At 45.7% G+C, this 16451-nt stretch carries 13 protein-coding genes; all 13 read left to right on the forward strand.

Features of this window, described 5'->3' with window-relative positions:
- The first annotated feature begins 9 nt into the window (after window positions 1-9).
- Complete coding sequence (gene nuoL / locus IFO66_RS07825) at window positions 10-1911, forward strand: NADH-quinone oxidoreductase subunit L (RefSeq protein WP_192024583.1); 1902 nt, start codon at window positions 10-12, stop codon at window positions 1909-1911.
- Entirely contained in the window at window positions 1912-3525 is a 1614-nt protein-coding gene (locus IFO66_RS07830) for a complex I subunit 4 family protein (protein WP_192024584.1), read from the forward strand.
- A 4-nt stretch (window positions 3526-3529) separates the two neighbouring features.
- A complete protein-coding gene (locus tag IFO66_RS07835) occupies window positions 3530-5194 on the forward strand; it encodes an NADH-quinone oxidoreductase subunit N (RefSeq protein ID WP_192024585.1) in 1665 nt (554 codons plus the stop codon).
- Window positions 5195-5660: 466 nt separating this feature from the next.
- Window positions 5661-8198 carry a S8 family peptidase gene (locus IFO66_RS07840; protein WP_192024586.1) on the forward strand — a complete coding sequence of 846 codons (2538 nt, stop codon included), beginning with the start codon at window positions 5661-5663 and terminating at the stop codon, window positions 8196-8198.
- A 92-nt stretch (window positions 8199-8290) separates the two neighbouring features.
- A complete protein-coding gene (locus IFO66_RS07845) occupies window positions 8291-8545 on the forward strand; it encodes a DUF1146 family protein (RefSeq protein WP_192024587.1) in 255 nt (84 codons plus the stop codon).
- A gap of 210 nt (window positions 8546-8755) precedes the next feature.
- A complete protein-coding gene (gene murA, locus IFO66_RS07850) occupies window positions 8756-10087 on the forward strand; it encodes a UDP-N-acetylglucosamine 1-carboxyvinyltransferase (RefSeq protein ID WP_192024588.1) in 1332 nt (443 codons plus the stop codon).
- 312 nt (window positions 10088-10399) lie between these two features.
- Complete coding sequence (gene spoIID, locus IFO66_RS07855) at window positions 10400-11659, forward strand: stage II sporulation protein D (protein ID WP_192024589.1); 1260 nt, start codon at window positions 10400-10402, stop codon at window positions 11657-11659.
- A 138-nt stretch (window positions 11660-11797) separates the two neighbouring features.
- A complete protein-coding gene (locus IFO66_RS07860; protein ID WP_192024590.1) occupies window positions 11798-12565 on the forward strand; it encodes a M23 family metallopeptidase in 768 nt (255 codons plus the stop codon).
- A gap of 177 nt (window positions 12566-12742) precedes the next feature.
- Window positions 12743-13030 carry a sporulation transcriptional regulator SpoIIID gene (spoIIID, locus tag IFO66_RS07865; protein WP_028593821.1) on the forward strand — a complete coding sequence of 96 codons (288 nt, stop codon included), beginning with the start codon at window positions 12743-12745 and terminating at the stop codon, window positions 13028-13030.
- A 183-nt stretch (window positions 13031-13213) separates the two neighbouring features.
- A complete protein-coding gene (gene mreB / locus IFO66_RS07870) occupies window positions 13214-14215 on the forward strand; it encodes a rod shape-determining protein (RefSeq protein ID WP_192024591.1) in 1002 nt (333 codons plus the stop codon).
- Between the two features lie 78 nt (window positions 14216-14293).
- Complete coding sequence (locus IFO66_RS07875) at window positions 14294-15145, forward strand: flagellar hook-basal body protein (RefSeq protein WP_028593819.1); 852 nt, start codon at window positions 14294-14296, stop codon at window positions 15143-15145.
- Window positions 15146-15177: 32 nt separating this feature from the next.
- Entirely contained in the window at window positions 15178-16020 is an 843-nt protein-coding gene (locus IFO66_RS07880) for a flagellar hook-basal body protein (protein ID WP_192024592.1), read from the forward strand.
- 21 nt (window positions 16021-16041) lie between these two features.
- Window positions 16042-16377, forward strand: a complete 336-nt coding sequence (locus tag IFO66_RS07885) for a DNA-directed RNA polymerase subunit beta (RefSeq protein ID WP_192024593.1) — start codon at window positions 16042-16044, stop codon at window positions 16375-16377.
- The last annotated feature ends 74 nt before the right edge of the window (window positions 16378-16451 follow it).

The following is a 16451-nucleotide window of genomic DNA, read 5'->3' on the forward strand; positions in this document are numbered from 1 at the left end:
GGTGACGATATGGAGAGTGTCTATGCGCAGTATGTGTGGGCTGTTCCCATTGCTCCTTTACTTGCATTCCTTGTGCTGACGCTGATGAGATGTGTAGTTAAAGGGAGTGCGGCCTTTATTGGTGTTGGCAGCTCATTGATAGCCTGTGTCTTGTCTATTCTTATACTGCTAGAAAGACTATCGGCAAGCACAAATGTGTATACAGTGAACGTAGAATGGTTGAGCTTCGGAGCTGTTCACTTTGAACTCGGTTATGAGTTGACTAACTTGAATGCGCTTATGCTGGTCATCGTTACAGTAGTTAGTACACTCGTCAATCTTTATGCTAAAGGATATATGGCAGATGATGAGCGCCAAACTGTATTTTTTGCATATATAGGCTTGTTTACCTTCTCCATGCTAGGGTTGGTCATTTCACCTAACTTGCTGCAGCTGTATATATTTTGGGAGCTAGTAGGCGTATGTTCGTTTCTCTTGATCGGTTTCTGGTACGAACGTCCAGCGGCGCGTGCTGCGGCCAAGAAGGCTTTTATTATGACGAGAATCGGGGATGTCGGGCTGCTTATCGCTATTCTAATCTTGTTCTGGCACATGCCGAACCATGCGTTGGATTTTCAGTCGATTGGTCAGGTGTTTGCTAGTGTGGATACGATGTCCCAATACGGGATATCAGCAGGCTTAGCGACTTGGATCGCTTCTCTCATCTTTCTAGGAGCAATAGGGAAGTCAGGCCAGTTCCCGCTTCATACATGGCTTCCTGATGCGATGGAAGGACCGACACCCATTTCAGCGCTAATCCATGCGGCAACGATGGTGGCGGCTGGCGTCTATTTGGTAGCTCGAACCTTTGATATTTTCCAGCTGTCTCAAACCGCAATGTTAATCGTAGCTTCAGTTGGGGGATTTACAGCGATATTTGCTGCGACGATTGCTATTGCTCAACGAGATATGAAGCGAATACTGGCTTATTCTACGGTAAGTCAATTGGGCTACATGATGCTTGCACTAGGATTGGGCGCCGTTACAGCGGGTATATTTCATCTGTTTACCCATGCATTTTTCAAGGCGCTATTGTTTCTGGGAGCAGGCAGTGTCATTCATGCGGTACATACTCAAAATATTTTTCAAATCAACGGGCGTGGTCGCAGTATGAAAATAACAGCATGGACCTTCGCCATTGGCGCACTGGCTTTATCCGGAGTACCGCCATTGTCTGGGTTTTGGTCGAAGGATGCGATACTGAGTGCGGCTTGGGAAAGCAACAAGCTGTTATTTGCAATTGGCGTAGTAGCCGCATTTTTGACGGCATTTTATATGTCGAGGCTATTTTTTATCGTGTTCACAAGAGCAAAGCGTGTACATACAGAAGGTACCGATTCTCCTATTCACGAGTCACCAGCCGTGATGACAATTCCCTTGGTTGTGCTGGCTGTACTGGCTGTGGTGGCAGGCTTTGTTTATACGCCGTTTTATAGCGGTTTCGAAACATGGATTACTGGAGTGGCGGCTAGTGACCATACGAATGTGATTGTGATCATCGTTTCTACCATTGTTGCATTGAGCGGGATTGGGCTCGGGTATTTCATCTATGGACCGAATGGGGTTCGAGAAGATCGGTGGAGCAACGTGATTAAGCCGTTATATCATCTCGTAGAGCGCAAATATTATGTGGATGAGCTGTATAAACTGTTTGCTGTCTACCCTCTCAAAGTGCTGGGAAAAGTACTTGATGTTTTCGATCGTTATATAATCGATGGGATTGTTCGGTATACGGCAAGCTGCACGGTTCAATTCGGTAAGCTGTTTACACGGATACAAAACGGTCAATTGCAGTCATATGGCTTGCTATCGTTGTACGGTTTCTCCGCTTTATTGCTTTTGCTGCTGCTGCTCGGAAAGGGGTTGTGGTAGATGATTCCATGGTTAACTTTACTTGCGTTTTCACCGCTAGTTGGGGTGTTACTGCTCAGTTTAGTGCCTTCTGATCGTGTGAAGCTGTTGCGATGTATCGGTATTGCAGCCTCGCTGTTGCCTTTATTGCTAGCCTTCTTCATCTATGCCTATGTGAATGTTGAAGGGCAAGGTAGCAGCTTAACCGAGCGATACAACTGGATTGCGATACCATTAAATATCGAGGCGATACAGCCTTATGTGCAGTCTTGGGCGTTCGAGATCGATTACCATTTGAGTATCGGCGGGTTGTCACTTCCGCTAGTGGTGATGACAGCGATTGTGACAGCTATGGCTGCATGGGCTTCCTTAACGATTAAGCAGCGCGTGAAGAGCTATTACATATGGTTTTTGCTGCTAGAGGTAGGTATGCTAGGTGTGTTTATGGCACGAGACTTGTTCTTATTTTTCTTATTTTTTGAATGGACACTTGTGCCGATGTTTTTCTTGATCGGGATATGGGGGTTCGCCAAGCGAGAGAAGGCGGCCAATCGTTTCCTTGTATACAATGGTTTAGGTTCTGCCTTGCTGCTGGTAGCCTTTCTTATCCTAACTGTAACAGCAGGTCTTGCTGTTCATGGGGATGCAGGAGCCTCGTCGCATCTCGTTTACAGCGGTGATTTGGAGCAAATGATTCGTCAGCTAGGTGATGCACAGTCGTTCGTCAATACGCTGCCTGGACCAGCCAGCAGCTTTAATCCTTTTTATTTATCGGAAGCTTGGAGAGCTACAGCTTTTATTTTGCTCCTTATCGCTTTTGGTATTAAGCTTCCGATTTTTCCTTTTCATACGTGGATGCTGCGTGTCCATGTGGAAGCTCCGACACCAGTAGTCATGCTTCACTCAGGAGTATTGCTGAAGATGGGGGCGTATGGACTGATTCAATTCGGCCTTGCCATACTCCCTCAGTCATTTGCTTCTTGGTCAACGGTACTGGCTATCATCGGTCTTGTGAACATCGTGTATGGAGCCCTTCTTGCTTATGTACAAAAAGAACTGCGTCTCTTACTGGCTTACTCCAGCATCAGTCATATGGGATTTGTCTTACTTGGGATTGCGGCAATGAACGATATTGGCTTGCAAGGAGCTGTCTTGCAAATGGTATCGCATGGCTTTATTTCAGCCTTATTCTTCTTGTTAGTAGGCTGTTTGTTAGAACGAACAGGTACGAGTCGTATTGATGAGCTAGGAGGATTAGCCAATCGGCTTCCGTTCTTAAGTGCATTGCTGCTGCTAGCGGGCTTAGCTTCTCTAGGGCTCCCAGGACTATCAGGATTTATGGCGGAGCTGTTATCTCTGCTAGGCTTGTATGGCCAACTGCCGTGGGCAGCCATTGCAGGAGGGCTTGGCATCATCTTGAGTGCTGTATACGTCTTGCGAGGTGTGTTGGCCATTACGTATGGGCCATTGGATATGCGATTTGCACAGCTTAAAGGTACACAAGCTGTTGAAGCATTGCCAGCTGTTGTATTAACGTTTGCCATTATTTTAATAGGTGTACTGCCAGCCGTTGTTACCATACCAATTGAGCAAGGAATAGAGCGTATGATCCACATTATCCAGGCGGGGAGGTAAGAGCATGAATACACAGCTGTATCAACCGTTGCAAGGGAGCGACCTCCTGTTAATGGCACCAGAGCTGACGCTCGTCATTGCAGTTATTGTCATGTCTATCGTTGACTTGCTACTTCCTCGCCGCATCAATCGCAGTTGGATCGGTGGAATGTCTCTTACTGCGGTGCTGGTATCGCTAGGAACGGTTATTTGGACACTAGTAGATCGTTACCAAGGCGCGATTGCTGGCCATAAAGTTGGTGTGATCGAGTTATTAGGAGGCAGTTATCGGATCGATGATTTCGGGCTGCTGATAAAGGTTGTTCTGTTACTTGGAACTGCACTTGTAATCATGATAAGTATTGGCCATATTCGTGAATCTGATATTCAGCATCGTGGCGAATACTACTATTTACTGCTGCCAGCGGTGCTTGGTGGGCTCGTACTGGTATCCTCCACTGATCTGATTACGTTATTTGTCGGTTTAGAATTGTTAAGTATTAGCTCTTACTTATTAGTGGCGATACGTAAGCGGGATCGTCGATCCACAGAGGGGGCTTATAAGTACATTGTGCTAGGCAGTACAGCATCCGCATTCATTTTGTATGGAATGTCATTCTTATATGGGATGACAGGCACGACTCATCTTGGACAAATTGCGGAGGCGCTCGCTCAAAATGCGGGTCAATTTCTTCCTCTCCTCTATCTCAGCCTGTTGTTTCTTCTTGTCGGTTTCGGATTCAAAATAGCTGCAGCTCCTTTCCATGCTTGGTCGCCAGATGTATATGAAGGAGCCCCAACTCCAGTTGCTGCCTTTTTATCTGTCGTATCCAAGGGTGCTGTTCTTGCCTTATTATTTCGGCTTGTATTCCATATTCTATTTGGCTTTCAGTTTGCTGGTGGGTTGGGCGACCTTTCGTCTGCGGGTGCTTTCATTAATGAGGATTTATCCCTTATCCTATTATCCATTGCAGCACTATCTATGATCGTAGGCACAACGATGGCACTTCGACAGGTGAAGGTGAAGCGCCTTCTCGCTCTATCTGGTGTTGCTAATGCGGGCTATTTGCTTGTACCGCTAGGTTTGAATATTTTTCAACCTGCTGCATGGTATAGTTCAAACTTTTCGACATTCTGGTATTACTTGATTGCCTATGCATTTACGACTATAGGTGCTTTTGCGATTTTAGCAATTGTATGCAGAGCAACTGAGCACGAGGAGCTTAAAAGTTTTGCTGGATTGTACTATAAAGCGCCATGGCTCGCTGTAGCGATGACCATATTTGTACTGTCTCTGGCAGGTATTCCGATTACAGCTGGATTTTTTGGAAAGCTATACATTTTGCTGGGAGCAGTTGCAACACATGCATTGTGGCTTGCCATTATTATGATGGTGACGAGTGTCATTTCGTTTTATGTGTATTTTGGTTTTATTCGGCAAATGTTTATGCGTGACTCTGACAGTATGTCACACTCACAGACTGCCAAGGCTCAAAGTTTTGAACTAGTATCACCCAAAGGACATGTTGGACCTGTTAGTTCTACACGTATTCACGTGTCTGTTGCTTCGGGCGCTGTGGTTGCGTTTAGTGCGGTGTCCGTCATTATATTGGCCATTTTTCCAAACGAGTTAATGACTTGGGTAAATACGCTTCTATCTCTTGCGAACGATATTTATGCAGCTTCTTAATTCCTATATTACCGTTTGAATCTGCTCTATGTGGTGGTAATGATAAGTAGCTAAAGCAGCAGCCTGAACACACGGATAGTACGTCCGATAAGAGGATGCTCGATCATCCTTTCAAGATTCGTTGAATGATCTGCTGACCCAAGTAGGGTACATGAATGGTTTCGTTCAACTGATGCAGCCCGTACTACGATGTGATTCAGGCTTTTTGCTGTGATTTGATTTTTGGAAGAAAAAATAAATTACTACCACATTTTGAAAGAAAGAGTATGGTGCTTGGCAATATGATATAATGATGCCTATTCTTAACGATTCATGCCAGATGAAAGCTGTATAGCAGGACTATCGTACTAAAATCGCAGTGGCAGACAGGATTGAGAGATGTTGTGAAGAATGGTTACGTATGTGAATTAGGTAGGTATTTTTGAAATAGGGAATATCGGTTAGAACATCATGGGAAGTGAAATCAATGTGGGAACGATCTAGTAGAAGTATGCTCCTTGTATGGGTGGTTGTACTGCTGTTAACGACGATTCTAAGCAGCGTAGGTCCAACTAATTCGAAGCTAGGATGGGGAAATGATGGGTATCCATCGAACTCCTCAGCTGTGGAGTTAGCGTCTTCGCGCAGTAAGCATGCGAACGAGGAAGCGGGTTGGATTGTGAAATGGAAGTCAGGGAGCAGTCCCGACCCTACCGTTATGAGCAGCAGCAGCGTGTTGAGTGTACAGGAAACGATGAATATTTCGGTTATGAAGCCCGCTGAGGGAGTGGAACTGAAGCAGTGGATGAAATTGCTTCATGCTTCGCCCGCTGTGCAATATGTAGAACCGAATCAACAAGTGCAGACATTGGCAGTGCATGCGGAGCCGAACGATCAATATTATAACCGTCAATATTATTTGAAACAGACGGGTGTCGATCAAGCATGGAATTATTTACACAGTGAAAATAAAGGAATGAATAGCTCCAATCTTACCGTTGCGTTAATTGATACGGGTGTGGACTTGGAGCATCCTGATCTAAAGCCGAATCTGACAAAAGGCATTAATCTACTTCATGATGGACTGCCGAAGGATGATAATGGACATGGTACGAGTGTAGCGGGAGTTATCGCTGCGGTGGGAAATAACTTCAAAGGGATTGCCGGAGTAAGCTGGAACACAAAGGTAATGCCTATAAAGGCGCTAGATTCACGTGGATATGGTGACGAAGATAAGCTCGGCGCAGGTATTTTATATGCGGTAGATAACGGTGCAAAAATTGTTGTCATGTCTGTAGGGCTTTACCGATACTCCAAGTACATGCAGGACATCGTTAATTATGCGGAGCAAAAGGGTGTGCTGCTAATTGCTGCGACAGGAAACGATGCGATGAAGCTTGAAGAACGCGCTGCTGTTAAGTATCCTGCTGCGTATCCTACTGTGCTTGCAGTTGGTGGAGTAACACCGCTTAACCGTGTAGAGGCACGATCTAATCGTGGGCCTGAAGTAGATATCGTAGCACCATGGCATGTGTACACGACAGCGCTTGGTGGAGGTACTCGTGAACAGGAAGGTACCTCGATGGCTGCCCCACAAGTGGCTGGGGTGGCAGCTTTGTTGTGGAATAAGCATCCTGATTTGAAACCGTATCAGATTAGGGATCATTTACGGATGACAGCTGAGGATATTGAAGATGCGGGTTGGGATCCTTCTAGTGGATATGGCTTGCTGCGCGCAGAACGTGTTGTACAAGAGCCAATCAAGCGCGAAGCTGGAGTAGATAATACGACTAAAAATAAAGCCACTATTTTTCCGATTGATACGAGCCGGAGTGGGTATATAGATGATAATGGTCGTTCCGATTGGTATCGAGTGGATGTTCCCTATGATGGAACGTTGCAATTGAAGTTGGAGCGAATTGTGGGGAATGGAACGTTAGAAATTCGCCATGAGCATGAGCAAACTCAGAAGGTGAGGCACTATAGTGGAATTAGCCGCTCAGTAAGTCTCCCTGTGAAAAAAGGCAAACATTACATTCGAATTCGTCAAGAGCAAGCAACTGTTGGGCAGCCTTTTGCGTACAAAATATCGTCTCGCTTTATTATTTATGAAGATCCGTTCGAACCAAATGATGAACAGTACAAAGCACATATGTTACCGGCACGTAATCAACAAGTTGTAGGCACGTTCAGTCATACACGAGATGCCGATTGGTATCGCATTCAGCTTGATACGAAGACGACATTAAAACTGAAAGTAACGACAACAACAGCACGAATTGATCCACTCATCACAATGAAGAGTACGGAGTGGAAGGAATCTCAATTTTTTGATGAGACTCGTGAAGGTGAGACAGAAACGGTTGTCTTGGAAGGGCTAAATCCAGGGAGATACGATATTAAAGTTCAAAATGCAGTTACATCTCGTTCTGAGCCTGCAAGCGGACTCTATAAAATGGAGGTAGAGATACTTCCTCAGTATTCAGATCCAAATGAGCCTAACAACAAAATGTATGAGGCGTTATCCATTGTTCCGCAGTACGACTATTCAGCCGTTATCCATGCGACTGAGGATGAGGACTGGTACCAATTTAAAGTTACCGAGCCTGTAAATGCGTCTTTAAGTGTAAGCCAAATTCCGCAAGGGCGGAAAATGGATGTTAGCCTACAGACGAAGAGGCAAGAAAAATTGATAGGTGCTCGAAACGAACGAGGACAAACGAAACTGGTCACCGGGACGAAATTAGAGCCGGGCACTTATTTCATTCAAGTTAGAGCCGATGCGGCCTTCTCTCATCAGCCTTATAAGCTGCGTTTAGAATTGGATAAACTGACTGCAACCTCAACTGCATCAGTAGGTGATGGGTCGTCGAATGAGCAGAGTTCTTTGAACGCGAAGCCATTTCCTCTTGATGCTGATGAAGAAATGACGCTGCAATCGAACGAAGGAGATGCTCCAACTTCCATGATGACCAGAGCGGATCGATTGCGATTATGGTTCGTATTTTTGAACTGGCTATGGTAATTATGTAGAATAGGAAGAGTATCATGCTAAAAGTGGTATGGTTCTCCTTACGCATGAAACAGCAATGGCAGGTTGCATGAGGGGGGAAGGCGATGGAGGATACGCTGCGAGACGTATCTATGGCCGCTGGAATGAGCGGTATTGTGAACATGGTTATTGCGCTGATTTGTATTGCTCTTTCTTGGTGGGCGTTGCAGCATCTGAAGCTGGACCTGTTTATTAGGCAGCCCCAAGGTCCACAGGGCAGGGTTATTCGCCTGTTATTGGCGATTATTATGGGGCGCGCTGTAGCAAGTTTTTTCATTGATTATTTGACTTGGACGAATGCGCTTCGATTTTTAATCTAGTCAAAAATGGAAGTATGTCGAATAACATATGGTGTAGTTGTCAACAATGGTGATAACTGCTAGAAACTTGTGGAATGCTGTTGTCGAAATTTACGCTTGTCCATCTTTCAACGAGAATGTTATTATGTTAGGTGGACATTTAGAACACGTACCATTATGTATAGATATAAAGATTAGATGGGGCGGAAAAATAGCGCGGAGGGAAATAGGATGAGTAAATTTATCGTCCGCGGAGGCAAGCGACTGAAAGGAACTGTGCGTGTTAGTGGCGCGAAAAATGCAGTTCTTCCCATTCTTGCGGCTTCGTTGCTCGGAGAAGAAGGCATCAGTGTTATTCACGATGCTCCTCCACTTGAGGATGTAAAGACGATACATCAAGTACTTGAAAAGTTGGGTGCGAGCCTAAGTTATGAAGGCGAAACCGTTAGAATCAATGCAGAAACATTAGTTTCTCATGAGGCTCCTTATGAATTGATGCGCAAGATGCGCGCCTCTTTCTTGGTGATGGGACCGCTTCTAGCTCGTACTGGAAAAGCACGTATTTCACTGCCGGGCGGCTGTGCAATCGGATCAAGACCGATTGATCAGCACTTGAAGGGCTTCGAAGCAATGGGAGCCGAAATTGGACTTGGACAAGGTTATATTGAAGCAAAAATTGACGGCCGTTTAAAAGGCACAAAAATTTATCTAGATGTAGCTAGTGTTGGCGCAACTGAGAATATCATCATGGCAGCTACACTTGCTGAAGGTACTACTGTACTGGAAAATGCAGCACGTGAACCAGAAATCGTTGATCTTGCGAACTATCTGAACAAGATGGGTGCTAAAGTTCGTGGTGCTGGTACAGGAGTTATCCGTATCGAGGGTGTTGAGCGTCTGCGTGGAGCAGAGCATACTGTTATTCCAGACCGTGTTGAAGCTGGAACGTACATGGTTGCTGCTGCGATGACAGGCGGAGATGTATATGTGGAAGGCGCAATCGCTGATCATCTAGGTCCTGTTATTTCTAAAATGGAAGAGATGGGTGTTACGGTTCAGCCGGACGAGAATGGTATCCGTGTTATCGCGGACAAACCGCTTAAGGCTGTAGATGTGAAGACATTGCCGTATCCAGGATTCCCTACAGATATGCAATCTCAAATGATGGCACTTCTTTTGGCAGCTGAAGGTACTTCTGTTGTTACTGAGACTGTATTTGAGAACCGCTTCATGCATGTTGATGAATTCAACTTGATGAGTGCAAATATCAAAGTCGATGGTCGTGCAGCTGTCGTTACTGGTGGATTGAAGTTGACAGGAGCTAAAGTTACTGCAACTGATCTTCGTGCAGGCGCGGCACTAATCTGTGTAGGTTTGGTAGCGGAAGGTACGACAGAGGTCGGCGGAACGCACCATATCGATCGTGGATATGTTCATTTGGCTGAGAAGTTGTCCGCTTTAGGCGCAGATATTTGGCGTGTACATGCAGAGCCATCTACTGCTGATGAAGACGGAAGTATCAAACGCAGTGATGCATCGAGAGTTAAGTCAACAATGGCGTAAGCTATGTTAGGTCAGATGACATTAATGATGCATATTCATCATTGAATCATATTTGAATGGAGAAGCCGTTTCCTTAGGGGACGGCTTTTTTTGTATGGTTCGATTGGTGTATGGGGAGTTGCAGATGATGTCAGCAGCACTCTACTTATATAGACGCGAGAGTCGCCTGTATAGTTCCATATTTTTACGAAAAATAGTACGTTAGGTCTATAGGGTAAGGCTAATTGGTTCTATCACCTCTTAATCTTGCATATTGTTGAACATAGAATTGGTGATAAGAGAGTGAAGAGAAGTAGAAAAGGAGAGCGGCGGATGTCGAGACGTTGGAGGCTTGGGAAGTCTCTTAAATCAAAAGGTGCTATGCAATTCTATTCGCGGTACTGGAAAAAGGAGAAGCGCAAGTTCCTAACTATAACGGCAGGTGCTTGTCTGCTCGTTCTTATCCTAATGCTGCTGCCATTAAGCATTGTCGAACCTAGTAAGTATGGATCGGGCAACAAAGCAGGGGCAATTGTGCATACAGATAAGCAGGTCCCACAAACAGAGGCAGGTTCAAAACGTAATGCCATATCAAACTCTGAACAGAAGAAATCCACCGAACGGCGGAATGATTTAGTTCAAGAGCGTGCCAGCGCTGACGAAATGATCAAAGAGCCTGATGACCAAGCACCTTATGTGGGCGTATATGTAGCGGACAAGCAAGCGGTAGAGCGTGTGCCTTTGGAAATCTACGTGCGCGGCGTTGTAGCAGCAGAGATGCCTGAGCGCTTCGAGCTAGAAGCGCTCAAGGCGCAAGCGATCGCAGCACGAACGTTTATTGTCCGTCGGCTTATGCACGCCAAGAACCACGAAGTGCCTCAAGGTGCCGATGTGCTTGGTTCAGTCGCTCATCAAGCATATGAACCGTTAGCTAAGCTAGAAGATCGCGAAAATCCGATGCGGCAGAAGTTGAACCGCGCGGTTAATGAAACGGCAGGCCTAATCCTTACTTATAAGGATCAGCCTATCCAAGCGGCATACTTCTCAACAAGCAATGGTCATACAGAAAATGCAGAAGACTACTGGGCTTCCCCGCCAATCCCATATTTGAGAAGTGTGCCGAGTCCTTGGGATCGCGCAATATCTCCGCGCTTCACAAACATAGTCAAGCTCGACGCTGCCGATATGCTGCGCAAACTAGGCGTCGCTTCGTCCGCCGTTCCCGCCTTCGAAGCGCTCGCGGTGGACGAGGATGCGGCTTCAGAGCAAGGAAGCCGCACAGTACGTGAGAGCATCAAGGTCCTCTCCCGCACGAAGGGCCAGCGTATCGCCGAGCTAAGCATCGGCGATACCAAGCTAACCGGCCGGCAACTTCGAGAACGCCTTGGATTAACGTCTAGTTCGGTAGAGTGGAAGTGGGAAGATGGCAAAGTGGTGCTCACCTCTTACGGCTATGGGCATGGAGTAGGGATGAGCCAGTATGGGGCACAGGGTATGGCGCTGAAAGGCAGCAAGGCTGAACAGATTGTAACCTATTATTATGTCGGTACCACGTTGAAGAAGATAGAGGATGTGTGGCCGAAGAAGCCTTGATCGTTCGAACAAGGAATTCGTTAATTATCCCGCTAGTTTCGTATCTTACTAGCATGAAAATTAGAAAACTTAGAAAATATCAAATGAATACGTATAAAAGGAAAAGCCGCGGTAACAATGGTTACTGAGGTGATACCAATGAATGAACAGAACCAAAATAACAAAGGTTCGAAAATGAATTCGTCTAGCACGCAACCGTCTTCTATGGAAGCTTCAAAGCTTTCAGGAACTCCAGCGGTTCCAGCAACTGGATGGAGAAAGCTGTTGTCTAAGAAGTGGGTATTTCCAGCCTTGTATGTCACCGCAGCAGCCCTTATCTTAACGTTAGTATGGATCTACCAAGGATCCAATCAGCAGCTGAAACAGAACCCAGCCGCGGTTCAAACAGAGGGTAAGTCAGTGACGGAGAGCAACTCAGAGCGAGCAGCAGGAGAAGCTGTAGAAGTAATGGCGGGCAATGAAGTGCTTGGCTGGCCTGTACTAGATGCACAAGCCGTTGATGTTGTCATGGGCTTCTATGATGCAAATGCAACGAAGGAAGAGCAAGAAAAAGCAGTAGTACAGCATAACCAAACGTTTACACCGAATGTTGGCATCGATTTGGCTAGAAAAGATCAAAAGCCTTTTGATGTCGTGGCAGCATTGAGCGGTACAGTGGTTCGAGCTGAAGCTCATCCAACGATGGGGAATGTGGTAGAGATTGACCACGGGAATGGACTTAAGACATTGTATCAAAGTGTAACGGACGTTAAAGTGAAAAAAGGCGATGCTGTTAAAAAGGGTGACGCTCTTGCGATTGCTGGAACAAGTGAGCAGGAAAAAGGCTTAGGCGTACATGTACACTTTAGTGTGTATGAAAATGATAAGCCTGTTAACCCGACAACTTTGCTTACGAAAAATCAATAAAATAAACAGAGCTGTCCCGAGTGTAGCGTGTAAGAGTCTGCCTCAGTGGGGCGGCTCTTTTTTTGCTTCCCAAAAAAATTACAATGTCCCTAAGCTTGTCAGGCTTGGTTATAAAGCATAAGTGGGAAGACCCCTCATATAATGTACCAAACTAAGTCAAGTAGGGGAGGCGGGAACGTGCACGATTACATCAAGGAACGGACTATTAAAATCGGCCGCTGTATCGTGGAGACCAAACATACGGTACGCACCATTGCCAAGGAGTTCGGTGTATCCAAGAGTACGGTGCATAAAGACCTGACCGAGCGGCTGCCGGAAATAAATCCGGATTTGGCGGACCAAGTCAAGCACATTCTCGAATACCACAAGTCCGTTCGCCACTTGCGAGGGGGAGAAGCAACCAAGATAAAATACAAAAAGACAACTGGCAAAAAGCGTGAGGTGCTTGCAGCTGGTAAGTCTTGACTCACTCGCTACATGTGAACAGCAGTACGCCTTTGTCCGTTCCGTAAATATAGTACACGTTCTCATTAGTCATTGAACCGAGAGCTTAATATATGATATCTTTATCGAGTAAATAACTTGCTGGAAATGGTCGGAAATGATCGTAATTTAGAAGAAATATAGAATGTGGAGGCTCTCGATGCTATGTTGAGCAAGGATATCGGAATAGACTTAGGAACGGCGAATGTTCTCATTCATGTGAAAGGGAAAGGAGTCGTCTTGGATGAGCCGTCAGTAGTCGCGATTGAAAGCGATAGCAAACGCGTATTAGCTGTCGGCGAAGAAGCTCGTAAAATGGTGGGGCGTACACCTGGAAATATTGTACCTATCCGTCCGCTTAAGGATGGAGTAATTGCAGACTTCGAAGTGACAGAAGCAATGCTCAAGCACTTTATTCAACGTGTCGGCGGTCGCAAATGGTATTCCTATCCGCGTATATTAATTTGCGCGCCGACGAACATCACATCGGTAGAGCAGAAGGCAATTCGAGAAGCAGCTGAGCGTAGCGGCGCCAAGGAAGTCTTCCTAGAGGAAGAGCCAAAGGCAGCCGCTATTGGTGCGGGTATGGATATCTTTGAACCAAGCGGCAATATGGTTGTTGACATCGGTGGCGGTACGACAGACGTGGCGGTATTATCTATGGGCGACATTGTAACAGCTTCGTCCATTAAAGTAGCTGGAGATAAGTTCGATGCTGCTATTATGCGTTATATCAAACATAAATATAAGCTGCTCATTGGTGAACGTACATCAGAAGATATCAAAATTACAATCGGCTCTGTTCGTCCCGAAGGCACTAAGCAGGAAATGGACATTCGTGGACGTGATATGGTGTCTGGTCTTCCGTATACGGTGACGATAACATCTGCTGAAGTGCGTGAAGCGCTGTGGGATTCGGTTTCTGCTATTGTTGCGGCATCCAAGTCGGTATTAGAACGGACACCACCTGAGCTATCTGCAGATATTATTGATCGTGGTGTTATTTTGACTGGTGGCGGAGCGATGCTAGATGGCTTGGACGAGCTAATGGCGGATGAATTGAAAGTACCTGTACTTATTGCTGAGGATCCGATGCACTGTGTTGTAAAAGGGACAGGAATTATGTTGGACAATCTTGATCGTGTCGTTAAGAAAAAGCGTTTCTAATCCGATATATAGATTATATATCTATATGCGATGCCTTTTACCCTCATAGGGTAAGGTGTTACGGGAGGAAGATGTAGCATGATCCGTGGATTATATACGGCAGCTTCTGGTATGATCACGCAGCAGCGTCGACATGATACGATTACGAATAATATTGCAAATGCACAGACCCCTGGCTTCAAATCCGTACATACTTCTGTGCGCTCATTCCCAGAGATGATGATTCGTCTTATGGGCAGTGACAAAGCAGCTGGTGCTCAGCTTGGTCAGCTAGGTACAGGTGTGTTCGGGGAAGAAAGTCAAATGTTGTTCGTTCAGGGCGATCTGATGCAGACGAAACAGATGGGAGACTTTGCACTCGTATCTGATATCGAAGTACCTGGTATGAACTTTGATGCTTCTGGCAAGTCCATTGATGCGCAAGGGAACGTGACTTATAAGCCGGAAGTATTCTTTACCGTTCAACAAGGGGAAGAAGTTCTCTACACAAGAGATGGACATTTTACAGTGAACCAAGATCAAGAGTTGGTTACGGCAGATGGAGCTCTTGTATTGGGTGCTAACAATGCTCCAATTATTTTAGTTGATACGCCTATACAGGATTTGCGTGTAGATCCTCAAGGACGAATGTTTAATGCACGTACGGGTGCAGATTTGGGGCAACGCTTATTGCTGTCGCGCGTTGAGAATCCAAATGATATGATTCGAGCTGGACATGGAAGTTTCCGTCTGGAGAATGGTCAAGCAGCTGTAGTGGCTCCTGAACTTGTTCGTGTAGAACAAGGCTATCTCGAACGTTCGAACGTGGATACGTCACAATCTATGGTAGATATGATGTCTGCCTTCCGAGCGTATGAAGCGAATCATAAGATGATTCAATTCTATGACAAGACGTTAGAGAAGACCGTCAACGAGATTGGCCGTGTATAGTCACGAATACGTAAGGGTAGGAGCGTGTTGATATGAACATTTCTATGATCACTGCATCGACTGCGATGAATGGTTTGCAAAATAAATTGGATGTTATTGCGGATAACGTTGCTAACGTAGATACAAATGGATACAAGCGGAAGACCGCTACTTTTGCTGATGTTATGACAAATGTTCTTCAGCAGGGTGATGATTTCGAGCAACCTGGCCGTGCTACTCCTTCTGGGTATACGATGGCATATGGTTCAAAATTGAACAGTATTCAGCGTGATTTTTCATTAGGTGAACTTGTATCAACAGGTGTGGATACAGACATAGCGCTGCAAGGGAACGGCTTGTTCGAAGTTCAGACCGCGGAAGGAAATGCTTTCGTTCGAGAAGGACAATTTCAGCTTATGCCAGATGAACGTGCTGGTGCTGCCCCAGGCGGCATATTGACGACAAAGCAAGGTCATGTTGTCTTGGGTGCTAACGATCAGCCTATTCGAATTCGAAATGGATTTGAGCTTCGTGTAGACTCTCTTGGAAGAGTATTTGAATACAACAGTGCTGTAGGCGACCCTATCCAAGTGGGGGTGTTGAAAATTGTCGAGCCTACTAAGCCTGAACTGCTTATGCAGGCGGATGACAATTTGTATGTCATTCCAGCAGGGACGCCAAGAGAAATGGTAGTAACGACGTTGAACTTGACGAATATTCCACCAGATGGTATGTTGCCATTGACGGTGCGACAAGGTATGTTGGAGAAATCTAACGTCTCATTAACGGATGAGATGGCGGATCTTATTCAAGCCCAACGCGCCTATCAGATGGCAGCTCGGGCGCTTACTTCTGGTGATACCATGTGGGGATTAGCGAACAGCCTGAGGGGCTAAAGCAAAGCAGGTGAATAGTTAATGGAGAACGGGAAAGAGCGAATAATGACGAATTCACAACCGTTGAGCCGCTCTAATCGTTATAAAGAAGAAGGCGGTTTGGAACGAAGTAAGTCTCCTTCCTCTGCTAATACAGAATCAGCTAATAAGAAGGGGCAGCATTCCCATTCTAACGATGTTGGCAAGAAATCCTCTACGTTAAAATGGGTGTTTCGACTTGTTGTTGTACCGATGCTTTGTCTGCTTATGGCATATATCGGTTTGGCTCTTGGCTATGTTGTAATCGGTAATGGGGAATTATCCGAGGCGCTATCTTTAAAGCCTCTCATACATGTATATAATCTTGTGTTTGGTTAGTGCTCTATGAATGGCAAATACACACCTTGTGACGATTTCGGGCGTTCATCCCGTGTGTTACAGGGTGTTTTTTG

Origin of the sequence: Paenibacillus arenosi, assembly GCF_014841135.1 — a bacterium.
GTDB lineage: Bacteria > Bacillota > Bacilli > Paenibacillales > Paenibacillaceae > Paenibacillus_B > Paenibacillus_B arenosi.

Excerpts from the sequence above, each read along its gene's own strand:
- IFO66_RS07885 (WP_192024593.1), top strand. The coding sequence starts at position 16,042 with ATGGAGAACGGGAAAGAGCGAATAATGACGAATTCACAACCGTTGAGC.
- IFO66_RS07860 (WP_192024590.1), top strand. The coding sequence starts at position 11,798 with ATGAATGAACAGAACCAAAATAACAAAGGTTCGAAAATGAATTCGTCT.
- IFO66_RS07845 (WP_192024587.1), top strand. The coding sequence starts at position 8,291 with ATGGAGGATACGCTGCGAGACGTATCTATGGCCGCTGGAATGAGCGGT.
- IFO66_RS07840 (WP_192024586.1), top strand. The coding sequence starts at position 5,661 with ATGTGGGAACGATCTAGTAGAAGTATGCTCCTTGTATGGGTGGTTGTA.
- IFO66_RS07830 (WP_192024584.1), top strand. The coding sequence starts at position 1,912 with ATGATTCCATGGTTAACTTTACTTGCGTTTTCACCGCTAGTTGGGGTG.
- IFO66_RS07835 (WP_192024585.1), top strand. The coding sequence starts at position 3,530 with ATGAATACACAGCTGTATCAACCGTTGCAAGGGAGCGACCTCCTGTTA.
- nuoL (WP_192024583.1), top strand. The coding sequence starts at position 10 with ATGGAGAGTGTCTATGCGCAGTATGTGTGGGCTGTTCCCATTGCTCCT.
- mreB (WP_192024591.1), top strand. The coding sequence starts at position 13,214 with ATGTTGAGCAAGGATATCGGAATAGACTTAGGAACGGCGAATGTTCTC.
- murA (WP_192024588.1), top strand. The coding sequence starts at position 8,756 with ATGAGTAAATTTATCGTCCGCGGAGGCAAGCGACTGAAAGGAACTGTG.
- IFO66_RS07880 (WP_192024592.1), top strand. The coding sequence starts at position 15,178 with ATGAACATTTCTATGATCACTGCATCGACTGCGATGAATGGTTTGCAA.
- IFO66_RS07875 (WP_028593819.1), top strand. The coding sequence starts at position 14,294 with ATGATCCGTGGATTATATACGGCAGCTTCTGGTATGATCACGCAGCAG.
- spoIID (WP_192024589.1), top strand. The coding sequence starts at position 10,400 with ATGTCGAGACGTTGGAGGCTTGGGAAGTCTCTTAAATCAAAAGGTGCT.